The following is a 19,507-nucleotide window of genomic DNA, read 5'->3' as shown; positions in this document are numbered from 1 at the left end:
CCCAAGAGAAAAAAATGGATGATAAGAACCAACATGACCTGCCGACAGGCTCTTCTGAGGACAGGCCCGCCGACCGTGCCCCCGAAGCGTTGGCTGACGCTCCGGTCGAGGCGGGGCCGACCAGGACGGGAGTCCGGGTCGGCGTGCTCGTTATCGGGCTCATGGTCGCCTTCGTAGCCTGGTACGCCGTTTCCGACAAGCTCGCCCCCTATACCGACCGCGGCACGGTCAGCGGCTACATTGCCCGACTAGCGCCCCGTGTTTCAGGCCCGGTAATCAGCGTCCACGTTGAGGACAATACGATTGTCCAGGAGGGCGATCTTCTTTACGTGGTCGACCCGCGCCCGTTCGAGATCGCGGTCCAGCAGGCGGAAGTCGAACTCGAACAGGCGACCCAGTCAATCAACGCCTCGTCGGCGGCGCTGATCGCTGCACAGGCCAAGGTGTCGCAGGCCAGGGCCAAATTCGAAAACGCCAAGACCTCGAACGCCAGGACGCAAAGCCTTGTCCAGCGTGGTGTTGCCGCGCGGAAGCAGGAGGAAGCATCTCGCGCGGAACTCGAGGTCGCGCAGGCGGAGGTCGATGCGGCGGAGGCTGATCTGTCTAGCGCGGAAGCCGAGTTGGGGGCGGCGGGCGCCAGCAATCCGCGCATCAAGGCCGCTCGACTCAAGCTGGAAAGGGCGCAGCTCGACCTGATCTACACACGGGTCGTGGCACCGACGCTCGGCGTGGTCACGAATCTCGATCTAGCAGTCGGCCAGTACGTGAGCGCGGGTTCGGCCGCTCTCACCTTCATCGACGGAAGGGGAGCCTGGATCACGGCCGATATGCGCGAGAACCAGCTCGCCAATATCGAGCCGGGCAACAAGGTGGGCCTGCTTTTCGATGCCTTGCCGGGGCAGATTTTTACCGGGACCGTACACAGCGTCGGCTGGGGCATCGATACCGGACGGACCGCATCCAGCGGTCTGGTGCAGAACGAGCCGGAAACGCGCTGGTTCGAGCCGGCCCGCCGGTTTCCCGTGCGCATTGAACTCGATCGAGCGCTTTCGGAATGGCCTCGCACCGTCAGGGTGGGCGCGAAGGCCACCGTCGTGGTCTACGCCGCAGGCGAAAGCAATCCGTCAGCGTGGATCGCAATGGCCCTGCACCGCGCCCAGTCGCTTCTGTCCTATCTGTATTGAGGTGGGGCCATGTATGTTTCGCCCCGGCCGAGCTTTCGCGACGACCCAAATTTTCCTTTGCGCATGGCGCTGCTTGCGGTGATCTCGGTGGGCGCGATACCCTTTGTCATGCCCTCTATGCCGGCGCTGATGGCGGCCCTGCCGTTTGGCCTGATGGCCGGCATGCGCAAGGCCTTCGATCCGAAGAAAGCCATAGGAGGTCCTCTGGCGCTCATCATGATGATTTGGTTGGCAAGCGGCGTGCTCACCCTTCTCATGTCTTGGCCGGTGGCGTTCCTGATCGCGGTCGGCAGCCTCTATTTCGTCGCGTTCTATCTCATCCAGAGCACCGGCAACCCGATGGGGATGCTGATCCTGGTGTCCGTTGGCCTCGCCTCTATCCTGGGTATGAACTCCATCACTGCGCTCGACGCCCTAAGTGATTCGGTGGTCGAGGCGGGCATCCTCGCATTGATCGCGATTCCGGTCCTTTACCTCCTCATTCCGCCGGCTACCCAGGAGAAAATGATCGACGAATATACGCCCGCACCGGGCAATCACGTGCGATCGGCGCTCATCCGGGCGGTCGTCCTGCTCGGGCTCAGCTTCTGGCTCTACAGCTTCATCGATATGTCCAACATGATGATGGCGATCGCCGCGATATTCGTGCTGTGTTTCCCGACACGCGAGCAGTTGTTTGCAGAGGCCCGGGAACGGATCTTTGCGACGGTGCTAGGTGCATCCGCAGCGGGTGTCGCCCTGTTCCTGATGACCCTGAACGCCCATTTCTTCATGCTGGTCGGTCTGGTCTTTCTCACGGTGCTATATTTCGCCACCATGATGATGATCGGCCGCCATCCTCCGATGGTCTACCAGTTCAGCGCATCGGCCGCTCTGTCACTGATCGTTGGTGCCCTTACCACGCAGGAACCTTCCTATGCAGCGTTAACCCGCCTGGCACTGACCTTCGTCGGAACCGCAGTCGCAGCGCTGATGACGGCGACGCTCGAAAGCATGGCCAATGCGTGGGAACGACCAACCCTGCGGCGCTGAACGAAAGCAAGGGTTTGAACATTTTTAATGACTCGCGATCAAGCGCTCCTCTCTCAAGGTAATTTGGCGCGATTACTCCGAGTTTGTGAAAAAACGCGAAACGAAGAGCACATCACAGCGTCGGTCATCGGCTGTTGACTGCCTTTCGTTGCGCCGATAGACTGGACAACCGTTTATTTGGAGAAATTATGCCCAACCGAATGATCCGGCCCGTCCCGGAAGACACCACCCGTGAGCGCATCCTGAAAGCCGCGATACTTCGCTTCTCCACCCACTCCTATGAGGAAACCGGGTTGCGAGACATTGCCGCCGATGTCGGTGTCGACATGGCCTATGTTCATCGTTCCTTCGGTTCGAAGGAAGAGCTGTTCCGGGCAGCAGTCAAGGCGAAACTTCAACCGGAGGCCTGGCTCGTCGGCGAGGCGAGCGAGTTGCATATGACGCTCGCGCAAGACATCCTCGCTGAGAAGGGCGCCAACGAAATCCGGCCTTTTGACATCCTTGCCCGTTCGTTTTCCAGTCCCGAGGCCTCGCGTGTTTTTCGCGAGCTTATAGACGACGGGTTTGTCAAGCCGTTTGCTTCCAAATGCCTGCTCATGTCCGAGCAGCGCGCGTCCATGGTCGCCGCGTTCCTGGCCGGCGTCAGCATCCTTCGTGACGTCATCGGTACGCCAGCGCTGCAGAGTGGTGGAAATGATCGTGAACTGATGGCTCTGGTCTCCCAGGTCGTCGAGTTCATCATGAACGAAGACAAGGGATGTCAAACCATGACGACCGCCGTGCCGATCAGTCGGGAGCCGCAATGAATGATTTGAGCCGGCGAGACATCAAGGCGGCGGACGCCCGCCACGACACTTTCGACACGGAAACCTACCGCGCAATCGATCGGATGCGCGAGGCGCTGAGCGCGCGGATGACTGGCGGGCTTTCTCCGGCGGCACTGGCGCTGGCCTTGTTCGACTGGTCGATCCATCTGGCCTCGGCGCCTGGAAAGCGTCTGGAACTTACCGACAAGGCCGTGCGGAAAAGCGCCCGGCTGTCGGGTTATCTCTGCGCCGCCAGTCTCGATGACGACACTCCATGCTGCATCGAGCCCTTGCCGGGCGACTACCGCTTCACCGGGGAGGCGTGGAAGGAACTCCCCTATGCGGCCTATGCTCAGGCGTTCCTGCTCGCCCAGCAGTGGTGGCACAATGCGACACGGGAGGTGCCAGGCGTCGCTCCTCACCACGAGGACGTGGTCTCCTTCGCCGCGCGGCAAGTGCTCGACATGTTCTCGCCATCCAACAATCCGTTCACCAATCCCGAGGTGATCAACAAAACCATCGCCACTGGTGGGGCAAACTTCCTCGCGGGGTTTCAGAACTGGTTCGAAGATATCAACAGGCTTGCGGGCGGTCGCCCGCCCGCGGGCACGGAAGGGTTCGTACCGGGGCGGGATGTCGCGGTCACTCCCGGAAAGGTCATCTTCCGAAACCATCTGATCGAACTGATCCAGTACAGTCCCACAACCGACACCGTTATGGCGGAGCCGGTGCTGATCGTGCCTGCCTGGATCATGAAATACTACATCCTTGACCTGTCGCCGGAGAATTCCCTGGTGCGCTATCTGGTCGGGCAGGGGCACACGGTCTTCGCCGTTTCCTGGCGAAACCCTGGGGCAGACGATCGCGATCTCACGCTGGACGATTATCGCCGTTTGGGTGTCATGGCCGCGCTCGACGTGATCGCCGCCATCGTTCCCGACAGCAGGATCCATGCGACGGGCTATTGCCTGGGTGGCACGCTTCTCGCGATCGCGGCGGCTGCGATGGGGCGCGCCGGCGACGGGAGGCTGGCAACGCTCACCCTTTTCGCAGCCCAGACGGATTTTTCCGAACCCGGCGAACTGGCGCTCTTCATCGACCCGAGCCAGATGCATTTCCTCGAAAGCATGATGTGGGATCGGGGTTATCTGTCGGCGGACCAGATGGCGGGTGCCTTTCAGATATTGAAGAGCAACGACCTCGTCTGGTCGCGACTGGTCCACGACTATCTCATGGGCGAACGCACGCGGATGAACGACCTTATGGCGTGGAATGCCGATTCCACGCGCATGCCCTATCGGATGCATGCTGAATATCTGCAACGCCTCTACCTCGACAACGAGCTTGCAACCGGCCGCTTCATGGTCGATGGCCGTCCGGCGGCGCTGCAAAATATCCGCGTGCCGATGTTCGTCGTGGGAACGGAACGCGATCATGTCGCGCCATGGAGATCGGTCTACAAGATCCACCAGCTAGCCGATACCGATGTTACCTTCGTTCTCGCCAGCGGCGGGCACAATGCAGGCATTGTCAGCGAGCCGGGCCATCGCGGTCGCCGTTATCGCATCGCGACCAGACTGGCAGTCGACATCTGCCTTGGCCCCGGCGAATGGGCAGCAGAGGCTGAGGCCCGGAACGGTTCCTGGTGGGAGGCCTGGCTGCCGTGGCTTGCCGCGCACTCAGGTAAGGATCGTGTTGACCCGCCTTCACTCGGTGCCGCCGACAAGGGCTTTCCTGCCATCGCCGAGGCGCCCGGCGCCTACGTATTCCAGAAGTGAGAGGGTGATGACCGACAGCTTGCTGACAAATCATACCTTCGCCGATTTACAGGTCGGCGATACCGCAAGCCTCACACGGGTCGCAGGGGATAACAACATCGATCTGCTGGCGGCGATGGCCGGTGGCAACAGGCTGGCTCCCGGTGACGCGGCAGCGAAGGCAACGACCCTCTTCAACGATATCGTTGCCAACGGGCTTTGGACGGGCGCGCTGGTCTCGCGCGTGATCGGGACAAGGCTTCCGGGGCCTGGGACGATCTATCTGGGACAGGATTTTCGCTTCGTGAAGCCGGTCGCCTCCGGCGACACGATCACGGCAACCGTGCGGGTTGTTCGCAAGAACCCCGAAAACCGGACGGTTGCGCTGGAGACAATCTGCGCCAATCAAAAAGCCGAACATGTCCTAACCGGCACGGCCATGGTGATCGCGCCCGACAAGTCGATCGAATGGACCGAAGCGTCGTCCTCCGTCGCATTGCCGGATACGAAACGTGCAAGCCGCTATGAAGGCTTTGTGGCGGAAGCCCACGGTTTGCCCCCGGTGCGGGCGGCCATCGTTCACCCATGCTCTGCCGGAGCAATCCTGGCTGCGGTCGAGGTCCGCCAACAGGGCCTGTTCGACCCGCTGCTGGTCGGGCCGGAAGCGAAGATCCGCGCCGCGGCCGAAGCCGCAGGGATCGATCTCGGCGACATGGCGATCGAGGATGTTCCCCATAGTCATGCCGCAGCCGCGCGCGCTGTCGAACTCGCGGTCGGCCGTGCGGTATCGGTTCTGGTCAAGGGCAGCCTGCATACCGACGAGCTTCTAGGTGCCGTCATCGCCACCGGGTCCGGTCTCAGGACGGAGCGGCGCATCAGCCACGTCTTCGCGTTCGACGTCCCGGCCTATGGCAAGCCGCTGATCGTCACCGATGCCGCGATCAACATTCAGCCGACGCTCGACCAAAAACGCGACATCTGCCAGAACGCCATCGACCTTCTTCGGACTCTTGGTGTCGATGAGCCGCGCGTGGCGGTGCTCGCAGCGGTCGAGACCGTCAATGCGAAGATGCCGTCCACTCTTGATGCGGCCGCGCTGACGGTCATGGCGGCGCGCGGTCAGATCACGGGCGGGCGTGTGGATGGCCCGCTTGCCTTCGACAATGCCATCGACTTGGATGCGGCGAAGACGAAGGGCATCGTCTCCCCGGTCGCGGGTGAGGCCGACATCCTGCTCGTGCCGGACCTCGAGGCCGGCAACATGCTGGCCAAGCAACTGATCTATTTCGCGGGGGCGACCGCGGCCGGCATCGTGCTCGGCGCGCGCGTGCCGATCGTGCTGACCAGCCGCTCCGATCCGCTGTCGGCGCGCATCGCCTCGGCAACGCTCGCAAGGCTGCTCGTCGCCCGCAACCAGGTGCCTGGAACGGGGTCCACGATATGAGCCAGCAATTGCTTGTCACCTTCAATGCCGGCTCGTCCACGGTCAAGATAGGTCTGTTCGCCGTTGAAGACGGGGGGCTCACACGCATCGGCAAGGGAATGATCGATTTCCGCAAGGCGCCATTGCGCTTCGAGCTTTCCGAAGGCCCGGACCGCTTCGATGTCGAACTGGAAGCCGAAGCAGAAGAAGAGCTGGACGAGGTTTTGCGCGAAGCTTTCGACCGGCTGTCATGGCATTACGATTTGTCCGGCACCGTCGCGATCGGTCACCGCGTGGTGCACGGCGGCGATCTGTTCGACGGGCCAGTGCTCATCGACGATCAGGCGTTGGCACAGATGGAAGCCCTGATAACGCTTGCGCCGCTCCATCAACCCCAGGCGCTGCGCCTTGTCCGGGCGATCACGCGCCTTCGTCCGGAAATCAGACAGACCGCCTCCTTCGACACGGCATTCCATCGCACGCAAGACGAGACCGTACGCCGCTTCGCCCTGCCGCGGCAGCTCTACAAAAAGGGCATCAAACGCTACGGCTTCCACGGCCTTTCCTATCGATCGATTGCCGACCAGCTTCTCAAGAACTGGCCAGAGCAGGCTTCGGGCAAGGTCGTCGTCGCCCATCTCGGCTCCGGCGCCAGCCTTTGCGCGATGGACAACTGCGTCAGCCGTGACACCAGTATGGGTTTTTCGACGCTGGACGGCGTGCCGATGGCGACGCGCTGCGGGGCGCTCGATGCCGGCGTGGTCATACACCTTTTAAAGGCCGGTCGCGATCCCGACGAAATCGAGGATCTCCTTTATCACCGCTCCGGTCTCTTGGGCGTGTCCGGCATCAGCGCCGACAGCCGCGTGCTCCTGGAAAGCGATGAGGGCCAGGCGAAGGAAGCAATCGAGCTGTTCACCTTCAGGATCGCCGGCGAGATCGCCCGGCTTGGCACGACGCTCGGCGGTCTCGACACGCTGGTGTTCACGGCCGGCATCGGCGAGCACCAGCCGGCAATCAGGGCCGATATCTGCACGCGGCTGATGTGGCTGGGCATCGACCTTGATCCTGAAGCAAACGCCGACAACCGGACGGTCATCAGCAGTCCTGCCAGCCGTCTGACCGTCCTCGTGATTCCGACCGATGAGGAGCAGGTGATCGCCACCGAAGCCCTAAGAATCGCGGGAGGCTGAGCGATGGCGGCAATCGTCGATCTGTTCGGAAAGCGTGGCCTCGTGGTTGGCATCGCCAACGATTCCTCTATCGCAGCTGGCTGTGCAGCCGCGTTCAAGGCCGCCGGCGCGGATCTGGCGGTCACCTATCTCAACGACAAGGCGGTTCCGTTCGTGCGCCCGGTCGCCGATGCCCTGGGCGCGTCGCTGTTCATGCCCTGCGACGTTCGCATTGAGGGGCAGCTCGAGGCGGTGTTCGACACGATAGGAGTTGAATGGGGCGGTCTCGATTTTCTGCTTCACTCGATCGCTTTCGCGCCGCGAGAGGACTTGCGGACGAGCATCGTCAACTGCTCGGCCGAAGGCTTTGCCCAGGCCATGGATATATCGTGCCATTCCTTCATCCGGATGGCTCGCCTCGCCGTCCCGCTGATGAAGGAAGGCGGGTCGCTGATAACCGTCAGCTTTTTCGGAGCTGAGCGCGTCGTCGACAACTACAATCTGATGGGACCGGTGAAGGCCGCGCTGGAAGCAAGCGTACGCTACCTGGCCGCGGATCTCGCAGCGCAGGACATCCGCGCCCATTGCCTGTCCACCGGGCCGATCGCCACCAGGGCGTCCTCGGGTATCGAGCGTTTCGACGAGCTCATCGACACGGTGCGGGAGCGCAGGCCATCGCGCCGCCTTGTGAGCATCGCTGAGGTCGGGCGTATCGCCGCCTTCCTGGCAAGCGAGGCGGCAACGCCTCTGTCGGGGTCGGTGGTCTACGCCGATAACGGCTTCCACATCACGGCCTAGCCAGAAGACTGGCTGCCGGCAGACTACATCGACGTCGCCGCTCGCGCGGCGGCAGAACGAACTCTGTCGTACCGAGAGGCGCGATGGTTCCAACGCCTCTCAGAAATTGGTTCAGTCTATGCGTGAATTCAGTCTTCGCCTTACGTTACTTCTTCTCACGAGCCTGCTTGCAGCCTGTGCCGGCCGCCCCGGCCCGGAACTGCTTGCCCAAACGGCCGAGACTCTTCCGGGCGCGAAGCTCACGACGGTCTATGTGGCGACCACGCGAAAGCGTGACGAGAACGGTGTCTATTCGTCCGGGCGGTCCCGCGAGGTCAGCTATATCCGCTACACGATATCCATCCCGCCGGGCCACAAGGCCGGCAATGTGGAATGGCCGAAATCGAAGCCGAACCCGAAGACGGATTTTGTCACCGTCGACCAGCACATTCTCGACGCGGCGACATTCGAGGCGGAAGTCACGCGTAAACACAACGGCAAACCGCCGAGTGTCGGCGTGTTCGTGCATGGCTACAACACCAATTTCACCGAGGCCGTGTATCGCATAGCCCAGATGACAGCTGACGCCGGCGTCGATGCCGCCCCGATCCTGTTTGCCTGGCCGTCCGAAGGCGCTTTGAGCGGCTACGTCGCCGACAAGGACGCGGTGACGTTCTCGCGGGACCAGTTGGCGGATCTGCTCAGCACCCTGGCGCGCAAACAGACCCAGGGTCCCATCACGCTCGTCGGCCACAGCATGGGGGGATGGCTGACGACGGAAGCCGTGCGCCAACTGCGGCTTACCGGCAAGGACGCGGCGATCCGTCGACTGCAGGTCGTGCTTGCGGCGCCCGATATCGATGTCGACGTGTTCCAGGCACAGCTTGCGACGATCGGGACACTGAACCCGCCGATGACAATCCTTGTTTCCAAGGATGACAGGGCGCTGAAGGTCTCGGAATTTCTATCCACAGAACGTCAGCGCCTGGGCAGGATTGACGTGACGGATCCGAAAATCGAGGAGGCGGCGCGCAGGGCGAATGTGCAGGTGATCGATATATCGGATATCGAGGCCTCAGACAGCTTCCGCCACAATCGTTTCGTCGGTCTCGCTGCCTACTATCCGAAGCTTTCGGGCCGGGATGGAACGAGCGACCCCCGAAATCTCAGGCAAGCCGGAGCGTTTGTATTCAATTCGGCTGGCGCGGTCCTTTCCAGCCCGTTTGTCCTTGCCGGCAAGATCGTCGGCGGAAACTGACACGACGCGAAGCAGCTTTCTTCACGCAACTATCGCAGGAGAATACTTATGATATTCAATTACACCGCAAGCCTCGACGCCGCCGACCTGCAACTGTTGCGATCGCGATGGCGATGGCTGCTGGTCGCCGGCATCGTGCTCGTGTTGATAGCTCTTGTCGCCCTCTCCAACCTGTTGCTGGCCACGGTCGTTTCCGTCCTCTTTGTCGGTGTCACGATGCTACTGGCGGGTGCGGCGCATATCGTCTTCGCATTTCAGATGAAGCGATGGGGCCAAACTGTCGGTTTGCTCGTTGTCGGTGTGCTTTATGTCGCGGCCGGTGTGATGACATTCTGGAACCCGGTCCTGGCATCCACTTTCCTGACACTACTGATGGCTCTCAGCATGCTCGTCGCAGGCATTGTCAGGACTGCCGCCGGTCTGGCGATCCGCCCGGCTTCCGGTTGGCTATGGCTCGCGGCGGCCGGCGCCGCGACGGTGCTTGTTGCACTTGTCATCCTTGCGGGCTGGCCGGTCAACAGTTTGTGGATCATCGGCGCACTGCTGGCGATCGACGTCATGGTGACCGGCTGTGCCCTGAGCGCATTGGCGCTCGCGCTGCGACGGTCCCTCAGGATCGACCGCAATCACGAATAAGAACCGGAGGTTGGAAACGACAATGAAGCAAACAACACCGTTCACCGTGGAGGTCCGAAAGAAACGCCGGATGCAACAGCACGAACTCTCTCCAAGCCGCGCCCTGAAAAAGACAGACGAGACCAGATCCGCGCCGGAAGGGGAAAACACAGCCCCGAATGAAATCACGCCTCAGAACGACCCTGCGGCCCACCGTCCCCGCACACGGTAAGGCTGAACGCTGGCCCGCCGGACTCCCTGACACAATCGTGAGGCACAAGAAAAAGGATTTTCGCCCTCTCAATCATCAGCTGTTGACTCACGGAGTATGTTCATTAGGGTAAAGCTGATGTTTGGTGACGAGGGGGGGAATGAAGACGCCAAAAGATATTGTCGTTTATATCGATACAGCCGATGTTTCTGTTTGTCGGGTTTATATTGATTATGCTGTCTCACTCGCAAGCGCATGGGATGCGCATGTCGTTGTGGCCTTCGTGCCGGAAGATTTAATCGCCACTCCCTCCCATGGCTTCGCCCGAGGGCAGGCGATCAACAGCATGATAACCTCCTTCGAAGGGCGCCGGCATGACGCCGAAGAGCAGCTGCGGGGGCTCCTTTCGGATGTAGCGTCCGCTACCGGCGTGAATTGCGAGCTTCGCATATGTTCCGGTGAAACGGGCGAGGCGCTGATGCTGCACGCCCGCCACGCAGCCTTGGCGATCGTCGGAACGGGGCGTGACCCGGACCGCGCTGAGACGGCTCTCACCGTCTCGGAGGATATCATCTTCGCCTCCGGTCGCCCTTCGATCCTTTTGCCCACATTCTGGCAAAGCGATGGCGCCGTGCCCGAGACGATCGTGGTTGGATGGAATGCCAGCCGGGAAGCGGCCCGCGCCATTGCCGATTCGATGGCGTTCCTGGCCACCGCTCGCGCCGTCCACGTCGTCGTTGTTCCCGAGCCCAAGGTCGCGCGGCTTCTGGGGGAGGACCCCGGAAGCGATATCTCTCTCCATCTCGCGCGCCATGGGATCAGGGTGACGCTTGACCGCCTGGAAGGCAGCAATGCCGGTGATCTGATCCTGTCGCGCGCGGAAGAGGTTGGCGCCGACCTGGTGGTCATGGGCGCCTATGGGCAGTCCCGGATCACCGAGTTCGTTTTCGGCAGCGCAACACGCACCATTCTGGCCAATCCGAAAATCCCGATCTTTCTTTCGCGATAAGACGTGATCGTCCAACAGGGTGGGTGGGCCCCGCAGGCCGTCGGCAAAAAGAGATTACAACACAGGAGAAGAAAACATGTCCGATCTGGTCGTCGTCGGTTTCGATACGGTTGATGAAGCCGACAAGGTGCTTCTCAAGCTCGCTGCTCTCAGAAAAGAATATCTGGTCGATCTGGAAGATGCCGTCGTCGTCGTTCGTGACGGCGAAGGCAAGGTCCATCTCAAGCAGAGCCTTAACCTGGCGGCTCTCGGCGCCACATCGGGCCTTCTCTCGGGAACGATCTGGGGCGGCCTTGTGGGCCTGCTCTTTCTCAATCCGCTTGCCGGCATCGCCATTGGCGGCCTGACGGGAGCGGGTGTCGGCGCCTTGTCCGGCTCCCTTGCCGACTATGGCATCGACGATACGTTCATCAAGTCTCTGGGCGAGACCATTCCAAGCAATTCGTCTGCGCTGTTCGTTCTTGTCCGCAAGGTCCAGCCGGAAAAGGTGCTGGCGGAGTTCGAAGGCCTGCGTGGTCGAGTTCTCAAGACGTCCCTGTCGCCAGAGCAGGAAGAGAAGCTGAGGATCGCCTTGTCCGAAAATGTAACCGGGTCAGGCAACGCCTAGGTGGCCACGCCCGGTTGATGTCCGATCGGGAAGGGAAACGTCCAGCATCGCTTACGTGGGAGGGGTATTTTTTGCAGGTACATATCAGGGGCGGGATCGATCTTCGATGGGAAGGCAAGCCGATAGACACGATTGAAGATGCGGTCGTGGCTCGCTCGGTTGCGCTTATGGGAGAAGATTACCCGCGCCTGCGCCCGGTTATCGATGTCGCGATCGGACAAGCCGTGCGAGCCGGCGAGCGGCTGTTTACGGATCGTCACCGCCCTCATCTGACGTTTACAGCCCCTGTTGCTGGAACAATCCGCGCAATCTCGCGCGGCGCGCGTAGAAGCCTCGATTCCATTATTATCGACGTCGAGGACGAAGCCGCCGTCGAATTCGACAGGCCCTCACGGCCAGATCGCATGACCATGCAGTCGCTCCTGCTCCAAAGCGGTTGCTGGCAGTCATTTCGCACCCGGCCATTCGGTCGGCTCGCCGATCCCCGGCAGGCTCCTGATGCGATTTTCGTAACAGCCACCGATACCGCGCCGCTCGCAGGTGATCCGGCCCCCGTCATAAGGCGCTTCGAATCATGGTTTCGTCTCGGCGCGGAGGCGCTGCGTCACCTGACCGACGGTCCCGTTTACGTCTGTCACGGGGCCGATGCCTCCCCGGCCGTTCCCGAAGCCGTCAAGGCTGTCTGTTTCGCGGGCAGGCATCCGGCGGGTCTGGTTGGAACCCATATCCATCATCTCAATCCTGTCGGTGTAAACAGGATGGTTTGGCACATCGGCTATCAGGACGTAATCGCGCTGGGATGCCTGCTCGATACGGGCCGGATATGGACACGGCGCGTCGTTGCGCTGACCGGACCGGGGACGTGCAGTCCGCGCCTCGTTGTCGCTCCCGCAGGCGCGAATCTGAAAGATCTTTTCGGCGCCTCGCTCACCGGTCCCTCGGTTCAGTTGCTTTCGGGCTCTCCGCTCGGCGGAACGGTCGAGCATTTCCTGCGGCGTTATGACGTGCAGGCCACCGCCATCCCACACAGGCATCCGCTCCGGCGCTCCTTTCTCATGCGCTACCTGACCTCATTCAACGAGCAATTTCCGGCGCCGCTCATTCCCAATGCCGTTCATGAACGGGCCGCGCCTTGCGGGATCCTGCCCGCGCCGTTCCTGCGCGCCATCAGCACGGGCGATGTGGAAACCGCCGCGAAACTTGGTGCGCTGGAACTTGTGGAAGAGGATCTGGCGCTCCTGAGCCATGTCGACGGGTCGGGCACGGATTATGGCGCCCTGTTGCGTGCGACGCTCGATGAGTTGGAGGAAGCGATATGATCGCCTTCTTCCATGACCTGCAGGCGGGCCGCGTCGGCCGCACCTTGTTGTCCGACAGCGCCACGCCCGCGCTGCTCGGCGTGATCGTCCCGGTCGTGTCCGCGCTTGTCGCAGATACGGAACAGTTCGCAGCGCGGCTGCTGATCTCTGTCAGCCTGACCCTTGCGTGGCAGCATGTCTTCACACGTGTCCGGGGTCTCAGGCCGGGACTTGACGGTATTGTCGCCGCCACGCTGATCGCCCTTCTTGTCCCGGCCGATGCGCCGCTCTGGCAGCTCGCTTTGGGCGTCAGCTTCGGCGTGGTGATCGCCGAACAGGTGTTCGGTGGGCGCGGGCGCAATTTCGTGCATCCTGCCGTCGCCGCCCTTGCCTTCGTGATGTTCTCCTTCACTGAAATCGACTATCGAGCCGGGCCAAACATTCCTCTGGCGGCATTGCTTCCGGCTTTGGTTCTCCTGCTCCTCAGCGGCCAGGCGTCATGGCGATTGCTGCTTGCGGCCTACTGCACGATGGCCCTCATGGTTTGGGCGCAGGGAAGCGATCCGTCGGTCAACCTGCTTTCGGGTGCGATCGGCTGCGCGATCCTCTTTCTGGCGGCAGATCCTGTATGTTCCTGCACGACAAATCCAGGTCGTTTTGCACAGGGCATTCTGACCGGCGTGCTCATCGGCCTGTTCTCGCAGGCCGGATCGACTTTTGGAGCCGCGATCTTCGCGATCCTGATGAGCAGCATTTTCGCACCATTGATCGATTACGTGGTCGTGGCGATCCATGTAAGGCGGAGGGCAAGGCGACATGGCTGACGCTCGTCCTCCCAGCCCGCGCCCGGGCATGTGGCGCCGCTTTCTGAACCGTCCGAACACCGATGGCGTCAAGACGATCGGCATGTCGCTTCTGGTGGCCATTGGCTGCGGCTTTACCGTCTCCATCGCAGCGGTCGTCCTGCGGCCGATCCAGCAGGCCAATATCGTCGCCCAGCAACAGGGCCGCATGGTGCAGATGCTGGAAAACGTTCCGGGCATCGGGGAGATATTGAAGGAATCTGGCGCAAGCGGCGTCGAAACGCTCGTCATCGACCTCGCAAGCGGAACGGTCGCCGCCGATGTCGATCCGGGAAGCTTCGATCAGCGAGCGGCGGCGGCGGACGCAGAGCGAAGTTCGGCCCTGCCGCGCGCTGACGACCTCGCTGGTCTCAGCCGCCGCGAAAACCACGCGCTTGTCTATCTTCTGCGCCGCGGCGAGGAACTGGCGCTCGTTGTGCTTCCGGTCCGCGGCGCCGGCTACCAGTCGACCATCCGGGCCTATCTGGCGCTGGAGGCCGATCTCGACACCGTTGCCGCCTTCACGGTTTATGAGCAGGGTGAGACGCCCGGCCTCGGCGCCCGCGTCGCCGAGGACGGTTGGCAGGCGCAATGGGCAGGCAAGCGCATCTTCGACGATGGCGATTTCGCCATTTCCGTGGTGCGCGGCAATGCCAGCGGCCCCAATGAAGTCGACGGCATCTCCGGCGCCAGCGTCACGAGCTATGCGATCTCGGACATGCTCGAATTCTGGATGGGCGAGCACGGCTTCGGGCCGTTTCTCGACAGGCTGAAGAAAGGCGAGATCGAATGACTATCCCTTTCCGCAACCTGACAGATCCGCTCATCGACAAGAACCCCGTCACCGTCCATATCCTCGGCATCTGCTCGGCACTGGCGGTCACGACATCGATGTCCACCGCTCTCACCATGTCGATCGCCCTGACCGTCGTGCTCGGCCTGTCGGCAGGCGTCATCAGCGCCATCCGCCGACACATCCCGTCCTCCGTGCGCATCATCCTGCAGATCACCATCATCGCCTCGCTGGTCATCGTCGCCGACCAGATGTTGCAGGCTTTTGCCTATGAGATGAGCCAGCGGCTGACGGTGTTTGTCTCGTTGATTGCCACGAACTGCATCGTGCTCGGGCGCACCGAAGCCTATGCGCTGCACAATCCGGTCGTTCCCAGCATCGTGGATGGCGTCGGCAATGCACTCGGCTACAGCCTGGTGCTGCTCACTGTCGCCGCCATCCGCGAGTTGTTCGGCGCCGGAAGCCTGTTCGGCGTCGGCCTGCTGCCACTCGTGGCCGACGGTGGCTGGTACCAGCCACTCCGTCTTATGCTGCTCGCGCCGAGCGCATTCATCATCCTTGGCCTTCTGGTCTGGGCTGTTCGCAGCCTGCGCCGGGGCCAGAGGGAAGCGCCTGAATTCGAGTTGCGCGAGCAGCAAAGGACGACTGAGACATGATCGAACTGTTCCAGCGCTCCATTTTCGAAGAAAACCTCGCGCTGTCCTTCTTCCTCGGCATGTGCACCTTCCTCGCCGTCTCCAAGCGCGTGGAAACAGCCTTCGGCGTGGGTGTTGCGATGATCGTCGTGCAATCGCTCAGCGTGCCGGTGAACTACCTGCTGCACGCCTATATCCTGAGTGCCGGGGCGCTCGCGTGGATGGGGCTGCCGGATGTCGATCTCGGTTTCATGCGGCTGATCACCTTCATCGGCATCGTCGCGGCGATGGTGCAGATCATCGAGATGCTGCTCGATCGTTACGTGCCCGCCCTCTACGGCGCGCTTGGCATCTACCTGCCGCTGCTCGCCATCAACTGCGCCATTATCGGCGGCAGTCTGTTCATGGTCGAGCGGCAATATGATCTCACTGAAAGCACGGTCTATGGGATCGGCACCGGGATCGGCTGGGCGCTGGCCATCGTCGCGCTCGCGGCGATCCGCGAGAGGCTGCGCTATGCCAATGTCCCCGAAGGATTGCAGGGCCTCGGCATTGCTTTCATCGTCACCGGTCTCCTGTCCATGGCGTTCTCCGCCTTTGTGGGAGTGCGCGTGCTATGACGGAGATCCTGCTCGGCATCGGCTTCATTTCCTTGCTGCTCGTCGCGCTGGCAGCCGTTGTCCATAAGGTTCGGGAGTATCTGCTGCCGTCGCGACCCGTGGCGGTCACCGTTAACGGCGGGCGTGAGATTGGCGCTCTGGCGAATTTCAAGCTTCTCGATATTTTGAATTCCAACGGCATCGCCGTGCCCTCGGGCTGCGCCGGCGCGGGAACGTGCGGCCTGTGCCGCGTCAGCGGCGTCACGGGTACGGGAGAGCCGTTGCCGACGGAACGCGCCCGGCTTTCTCCTGCCGACGTTCGGGCTGGAATGCGGCTCGCCTGCCAGATCGTGGTGCGAAACGACCTCGCCGTCACCGTCCCGGACGAGGTGCTCGGCATCACCACGATGAACTGCCGCGTGGCATCGTCGCGCAGTGTCACGCCTTTGATCAAGGAAATCGTGCTCGCCTTGCCGGAGGGCGCGGAATTCGACTTTCGTGCGGGCAATTTCGTGCAGGTCACCGCACCGGCCTATCGTCTCGACTTCTCCGGCATCGCGCTTGAACCGCAGCATGCCGCCGAATGGAAAAAACTCGGAATTGACAAGCTCTCGTCGCAAAGCCCTCAGCCCGTCTCTCGCGCCTATTCGGTTGCCAGCCGACCCAAGGATGTCGGCATGATCGTGCTCAACATCCGTCTGGCCACGCCACCGCCAGCCAAACCGCATGCACCTCCCGGCATCGTCTCGTCATGGCTGTTCGGTCTGCGCGAGGGCGACCCGATCGAAGTGGCGGGCCCGTATGGTCACTTCGGGGCGCAGGATACCGGGCGCGAGATGGTGTTTATCGGCGGCGGCGTCGGCATGGCGCCCTTGCGCGCCATCATAACGGACATGCTCGAGCGTCAGGGAAGCCGCCGCAAGATCAGCTTCTGGTACGGCGCGCGAAGCCGTGGCGAACTGTTCTACGCCGACGAATTCGACGAGCTTGCCCGGCGTCATGAGAACTTCCGCTGGGTGCCAGCCCTCTCCGAACCAGCCAGAAACGACCCCTGGGACGGTGAGTTAGGCTTTGTCCATGATGTCGTCTTCCGCGCCTATCTGAAGGATCACCCGGCGCCGGAGGACTGCGAATATTATCTGTGCGGCCCTCCGCTCATGATCGAGGCCATCTACGCGATGCTCGATGAATGCGGTGTGGAGAGCGAGAGCATCTTCAATGACGATTTCGGGATCTAGGAGCATGACGACAAGGCGCGAGATCGTATTTGGACTGGGAGCCCTGGCCGGACTGATGTCCTTGCCGTCTTTGGCCCGAGCCGGTGCCGATGATCTCACGCGCATCTCCGGGCGCGCTTTCGGCACACGATGGCAGGTCACCGTTCCGGCCGATGCCGATGCCCGCAAGATTGGCGCGGATCTCCGGCACTTACTGGCCGGGATCGATCATTCGATGAGCCCGTTTCGTGCGGGTTCGGAGCTTTCGCGCTTCAACAGCCGTTCGGAAATCACACCGTTCGCAGCCTCCGAGCCGCTTCGGACGGTTGCTAGCAAGGCACTCGAGATTGCGCGATTGACCGGCGGCGCGTTCGATCCGGCCGTCGGGCCCGCTGTCCATCGTTACGGTTTCGGGCCGATCGCTGCCGGGCGGTCCGGTCGCTACACCGCTTTTGCCGTCAGTGCCGAAGGCCTCTCCAAAGCAGAGCCGGAACTTTCGCTCGATCTGTGCGGCATAGCCAAGGGCTACGCCGTCGACCGGCTTGCAGGACACCTGAGAGATCAAGGGCTGCCGAGTTTCCTGATCGAGGTGGGTGGCGAAGTCTATGGTTTCGGTGCGCGCCCTGACGGCCGTCCATGGCGCGTCGGCATTGCGGACCCGCTTCGCACCGGTGTCCACACGACGCTTCCCCTGACAGGCGTGGCGATGGCGACCTCGGGCGATGCGATCAATGCCTATGAGATCGCGGGCCGCCGCTACAGTCATACGATCGATCCCGCAACCGGAGAGCCGGTTCGCAACAGCGTCGCCTCGGTTTCCGTTCTGGCCCCGACAGCGCTGGAGGCCGACGCGTTTGCGACCGCCCTTCTGGTAATGGGTCCTGAAGGCGGCCTTGCATTCGCCTCCGCCAACCGTCTGCCCGCGCTTTATCTGCTTCGCGAGGCGGGAGGTCTTAAGGCCAGAGCCAACAGGTTGTTCATCGACCAGGGGAGGGCATAAAGCCATGCAGACCATTTTCGCCGCTGTTCTTCTGACCGGGCTTGCCATGCTCGCGCTGGCCGCCGGCCTTTTTGCCGGCCGCGCACCGCTCAAGGGATCGTGCGGCGGCGCGGCCTGCGGCGGCAAATGCCATGCTTGCGAACGATCCGAAGGAAGCGGGACATGAAACTCGACACGGTCGCCGATCATATGCGCACGGACCTGATCACGCTAACGCCGGACATGGAGATAGTACGGGCCGTGTCCGTGCTCATGCAAAACGGCGTGTCGGGTGCATGCGTCATCGACGGCGCCGGCGATCTCGTCGGCGTTCTGTCCAAACGCGATTGCCTGAAGGCCGCACTCAACGCCTCCTACTACAAACAATGGGGTGGCAGTGTCGCCGACTATATGAGCACCGAACTCGAGACGCTCGATGCGGGTATCGACATCGTCGAAGCGTGTGAGCGCTTTGTCGCAAGCTCGTACCGGCGGTTCCCCGTCACCCGCCATGGCCGACTTGTCGGCCAGATCAGCCGTACCGACGTCCTCAACGCCCTTTCACGGCAGTGGACATAACAAAGCCCCGGAAAAGAAAAGGACCGATATCATGACACGACAGCTCTCCAGAAGATTGTTTCTCGCAGGAACCAGTGCGGCAGCGTCCGCAGGTATCGTCGGGACAGCCAATGCGCAGGTGGCCTCCGGCGGCGCTGCAACCGTCTCCGTGCAGGAAGCCCTGAAACAGCGCCGCTCTACCAAGCGCTTCGGGCGTGGTGACGTTGCGCGCGAAAAGGTGCTCGAAGCACTGTGGGCGGCCAATGGTGTCAACCGCGCGGACGGTGATGGACGCACAGCGCCCGCCTGGCACGGTGCGAAGAACGTCGATATCTACGTCGCGCTGGAAGATGGCGTCAGTCTCTACGACCCCGTGGCAAACGCTCTCAACAAAGTGGCCGATACAGATATTCGCGCGGATGTCAGCCCCACGGCTTTCGTACGCAGGGCGCCCGTGGTGCTGATCTATGTCTCTGATGCCGAGAAACTTGCCGCTGCCGCCGGTGACCTGGCCAAGTCTGCGCCCGAAGAACTGGTTATCGCCGCACGCGTCAACTCAGCCATCATGGCCCAGAACGTCTATCTGTTCTGCGCTGCCGAAGGGCTCGGCACATGCCTCCTCGGTACGGTGGACCGCGAAGCTATTAAAACAGCGCTGAAGTTCCCGGATCATCTTTCGGTGACATATATCCAGCCCTTAGGCGAAATCGGCTGATCCGGAGCGTGGTCATAGAG

21 protein-coding genes are annotated in these 19,507 nt (G+C 62.0%); all 21 read left to right on the top strand.

The window, feature by feature from the left end; translation table 11 throughout:
- Positions 1-14: 14 nt before the first annotated feature.
- The gene (locus tag MOE34_RS16510) at positions 15-1,184 is read left to right on the top strand and encodes an HlyD family secretion protein (RefSeq protein ID WP_009450498.1); all 1,170 of its coding nucleotides are present in this window, start codon (positions 15-17) and stop codon (positions 1,182-1,184) included.
- Positions 1,185-1,193: 9 nt separating this feature from the next.
- Positions 1,194-2,216: an FUSC family protein gene (locus tag MOE34_RS16505; RefSeq protein WP_009450497.1), complete on the top strand. Its 1,023-nt coding sequence runs from the start codon at positions 1,194-1,196 to the stop codon at positions 2,214-2,216.
- Between the two features lie 188 nt (positions 2,217-2,404).
- A complete protein-coding gene (locus MOE34_RS16500; protein WP_242218613.1) occupies positions 2,405-3,022 on the top strand; it encodes a TetR family transcriptional regulator in 618 nt (205 codons plus the stop codon).
- Entirely contained in the window at positions 3,019-4,800 is a 1,782-nt protein-coding gene (locus MOE34_RS16495; protein ID WP_009450495.1) for a PHA/PHB synthase family protein, read from the top strand. Before MOE34_RS16500 ends, MOE34_RS16495 begins: the two co-directional genes overlap by 4 nt.
- 7 nt (positions 4,801-4,807) lie before the next feature.
- The gene (locus MOE34_RS16490) at positions 4,808-6,223 is read left to right on the top strand and encodes a bifunctional enoyl-CoA hydratase/phosphate acetyltransferase (protein ID WP_242224101.1); all 1,416 of its coding nucleotides are present in this window, start codon (positions 4,808-4,810) and stop codon (positions 6,221-6,223) included.
- Positions 6,220-7,395, top strand: coding sequence for an acetate/propionate family kinase (locus MOE34_RS16485; RefSeq protein ID WP_242218611.1), 1,176 nt, complete (start codon positions 6,220-6,222; stop codon positions 7,393-7,395). The genes MOE34_RS16490 and MOE34_RS16485 overlap by 4 nt, the downstream gene beginning before the upstream one ends.
- Before the next feature lie 3 nt (positions 7,396-7,398).
- Positions 7,399-8,172, top strand: coding sequence for an enoyl-ACP reductase FabI (fabI, locus tag MOE34_RS16480; RefSeq protein ID WP_242218608.1), 774 nt, complete (start codon positions 7,399-7,401; stop codon positions 8,170-8,172).
- 253 nt (positions 8,173-8,425) lie between these two features.
- Positions 8,426-9,409, top strand: coding sequence for an alpha/beta hydrolase (locus MOE34_RS16475; protein ID WP_242218606.1), 984 nt, complete (start codon positions 8,426-8,428; stop codon positions 9,407-9,409).
- Between the two features lie 48 nt (positions 9,410-9,457).
- On the top strand, positions 9,458-10,045 hold the full coding sequence (locus MOE34_RS16470) for an HdeD family acid-resistance protein (RefSeq protein WP_009450490.1): 588 nt from the start codon (positions 9,458-9,460) through the stop codon (positions 10,043-10,045).
- Positions 10,046-10,395: 350 nt separating this feature from the next.
- Entirely contained in the window at positions 10,396-11,244 is an 849-nt protein-coding gene (locus MOE34_RS16465) for a universal stress protein (RefSeq protein WP_009450489.1), read from the top strand.
- Between the two features lie 76 nt (positions 11,245-11,320).
- Complete coding sequence (locus tag MOE34_RS16460; RefSeq protein WP_009450488.1) at positions 11,321-11,851, top strand: DUF1269 domain-containing protein; 531 nt, start codon at positions 11,321-11,323, stop codon at positions 11,849-11,851.
- 71 nt (positions 11,852-11,922) lie between these two features.
- A complete protein-coding gene (locus MOE34_RS16455; RefSeq protein WP_009450487.1) occupies positions 11,923-13,170 on the top strand; it encodes a Na+-translocating NADH-quinone reductase subunit A in 1,248 nt (415 codons plus the stop codon).
- Positions 13,167-13,973, top strand: coding sequence for an RnfABCDGE type electron transport complex subunit D (locus MOE34_RS16450; protein WP_009450486.1), 807 nt, complete (start codon positions 13,167-13,169; stop codon positions 13,971-13,973). Before MOE34_RS16455 ends, MOE34_RS16450 begins: the two co-directional genes overlap by 4 nt.
- Positions 13,966-14,784 carry an NADH:ubiquinone reductase (Na(+)-transporting) subunit C gene (gene nqrC / locus MOE34_RS16445; protein ID WP_009450485.1) on the top strand — a complete coding sequence of 273 codons (819 nt, stop codon included), beginning with the start codon at positions 13,966-13,968 and terminating at the stop codon, positions 14,782-14,784. Before MOE34_RS16450 ends, nqrC begins: the two co-directional genes overlap by 8 nt.
- Positions 14,781-15,440 (top strand): NADH:ubiquinone reductase (Na(+)-transporting) subunit D, encoded by a 660-nt coding sequence (locus MOE34_RS16440; RefSeq protein WP_009450484.1) that lies wholly within the window; start codon positions 14,781-14,783, stop codon positions 15,438-15,440. Before nqrC ends, MOE34_RS16440 begins: the two co-directional genes overlap by 4 nt.
- Positions 15,437-16,039, top strand: a complete 603-nt coding sequence (gene nqrE / locus MOE34_RS16435; RefSeq protein ID WP_009450483.1) for an NADH:ubiquinone reductase (Na(+)-transporting) subunit E — start codon at positions 15,437-15,439, stop codon at positions 16,037-16,039. Before MOE34_RS16440 ends, nqrE begins: the two co-directional genes overlap by 4 nt.
- Positions 16,036-17,256, top strand: coding sequence for an NADH:ubiquinone reductase (Na(+)-transporting) subunit F (gene nqrF / locus MOE34_RS16430; RefSeq protein ID WP_009450482.1), 1,221 nt, complete (start codon positions 16,036-16,038; stop codon positions 17,254-17,256). The genes nqrE and nqrF overlap by 4 nt, the downstream gene beginning before the upstream one ends.
- Positions 17,257-17,260: 4 nt before the next feature.
- A complete protein-coding gene (locus MOE34_RS16425) occupies positions 17,261-18,235 on the top strand; it encodes an FAD:protein FMN transferase (protein ID WP_009450481.1) in 975 nt (324 codons plus the stop codon).
- 4 nt (positions 18,236-18,239) lie between these two features.
- Positions 18,240-18,401, top strand: coding sequence for a hypothetical protein (locus MOE34_RS16420; protein WP_167495040.1), 162 nt, complete (start codon positions 18,240-18,242; stop codon positions 18,399-18,401).
- Positions 18,398-18,793: a CBS domain-containing protein gene (locus tag MOE34_RS16415; RefSeq protein WP_009450480.1), complete on the top strand. Its 396-nt coding sequence runs from the start codon at positions 18,398-18,400 to the stop codon at positions 18,791-18,793. The genes MOE34_RS16420 and MOE34_RS16415 overlap by 4 nt, the downstream gene beginning before the upstream one ends.
- Before the next feature lie 31 nt (positions 18,794-18,824).
- A complete protein-coding gene (locus MOE34_RS16410) occupies positions 18,825-19,487 on the top strand; it encodes a nitroreductase family protein (RefSeq protein WP_009450479.1) in 663 nt (220 codons plus the stop codon).
- The last annotated feature ends 20 nt before the right edge of the window (positions 19,488-19,507 follow it).

This window comes from Shinella zoogloeoides (assembly GCF_022682305.1).
GTDB classification, from domain to species: domain Bacteria; phylum Pseudomonadota; class Alphaproteobacteria; order Rhizobiales; family Rhizobiaceae; genus Shinella; species Shinella zoogloeoides_B.
Note: the sequence above shows the minus strand (reverse complement) of the source record. Positions and strands in the feature narration are given on the sequence as shown.

Excerpts from the sequence above, each read along its gene's own strand:
- MOE34_RS16510 (WP_009450498.1), top strand. The coding sequence starts at position 15 with ATGGATGATAAGAACCAACATGACCTGCCGACAGGCTCTTCTGAGGAC.
- MOE34_RS16505 (WP_009450497.1), top strand. The coding sequence starts at position 1,194 with ATGTATGTTTCGCCCCGGCCGAGCTTTCGCGACGACCCAAATTTTCCT.
- MOE34_RS16500 (WP_242218613.1), top strand. The coding sequence starts at position 2,405 with ATGCCCAACCGAATGATCCGGCCCGTCCCGGAAGACACCACCCGTGAG.
- MOE34_RS16495 (WP_009450495.1), top strand. The coding sequence starts at position 3,019 with ATGAATGATTTGAGCCGGCGAGACATCAAGGCGGCGGACGCCCGCCAC.
- MOE34_RS16490 (WP_242224101.1), top strand. The coding sequence starts at position 4,808 with ATGACCGACAGCTTGCTGACAAATCATACCTTCGCCGATTTACAGGTC.
- MOE34_RS16485 (WP_242218611.1), top strand. The coding sequence starts at position 6,220 with ATGAGCCAGCAATTGCTTGTCACCTTCAATGCCGGCTCGTCCACGGTC.
- fabI (WP_242218608.1), top strand. The coding sequence starts at position 7,399 with ATGGCGGCAATCGTCGATCTGTTCGGAAAGCGTGGCCTCGTGGTTGGC.
- MOE34_RS16470 (WP_009450490.1), top strand. The coding sequence starts at position 9,458 with ATGATATTCAATTACACCGCAAGCCTCGACGCCGCCGACCTGCAACTG.
- MOE34_RS16465 (WP_009450489.1), top strand. The coding sequence starts at position 10,396 with ATGAAGACGCCAAAAGATATTGTCGTTTATATCGATACAGCCGATGTT.
- MOE34_RS16460 (WP_009450488.1), top strand. The coding sequence starts at position 11,321 with ATGTCCGATCTGGTCGTCGTCGGTTTCGATACGGTTGATGAAGCCGAC.
- MOE34_RS16450 (WP_009450486.1), top strand. The coding sequence starts at position 13,167 with ATGATCGCCTTCTTCCATGACCTGCAGGCGGGCCGCGTCGGCCGCACC.
- nqrC (WP_009450485.1), top strand. The coding sequence starts at position 13,966 with ATGGCTGACGCTCGTCCTCCCAGCCCGCGCCCGGGCATGTGGCGCCGC.
- MOE34_RS16440 (WP_009450484.1), top strand. The coding sequence starts at position 14,781 with ATGACTATCCCTTTCCGCAACCTGACAGATCCGCTCATCGACAAGAAC.
- nqrE (WP_009450483.1), top strand. The coding sequence starts at position 15,437 with ATGATCGAACTGTTCCAGCGCTCCATTTTCGAAGAAAACCTCGCGCTG.
- nqrF (WP_009450482.1), top strand. The coding sequence starts at position 16,036 with ATGACGGAGATCCTGCTCGGCATCGGCTTCATTTCCTTGCTGCTCGTC.
- MOE34_RS16425 (WP_009450481.1), top strand. The coding sequence starts at position 17,261 with ATGACGACAAGGCGCGAGATCGTATTTGGACTGGGAGCCCTGGCCGGA.
- MOE34_RS16420 (WP_167495040.1), top strand. The coding sequence starts at position 18,240 with ATGCAGACCATTTTCGCCGCTGTTCTTCTGACCGGGCTTGCCATGCTC.
- MOE34_RS16415 (WP_009450480.1), top strand. The coding sequence starts at position 18,398 with ATGAAACTCGACACGGTCGCCGATCATATGCGCACGGACCTGATCACG.
- MOE34_RS16410 (WP_009450479.1), top strand. The coding sequence starts at position 18,825 with ATGACACGACAGCTCTCCAGAAGATTGTTTCTCGCAGGAACCAGTGCG.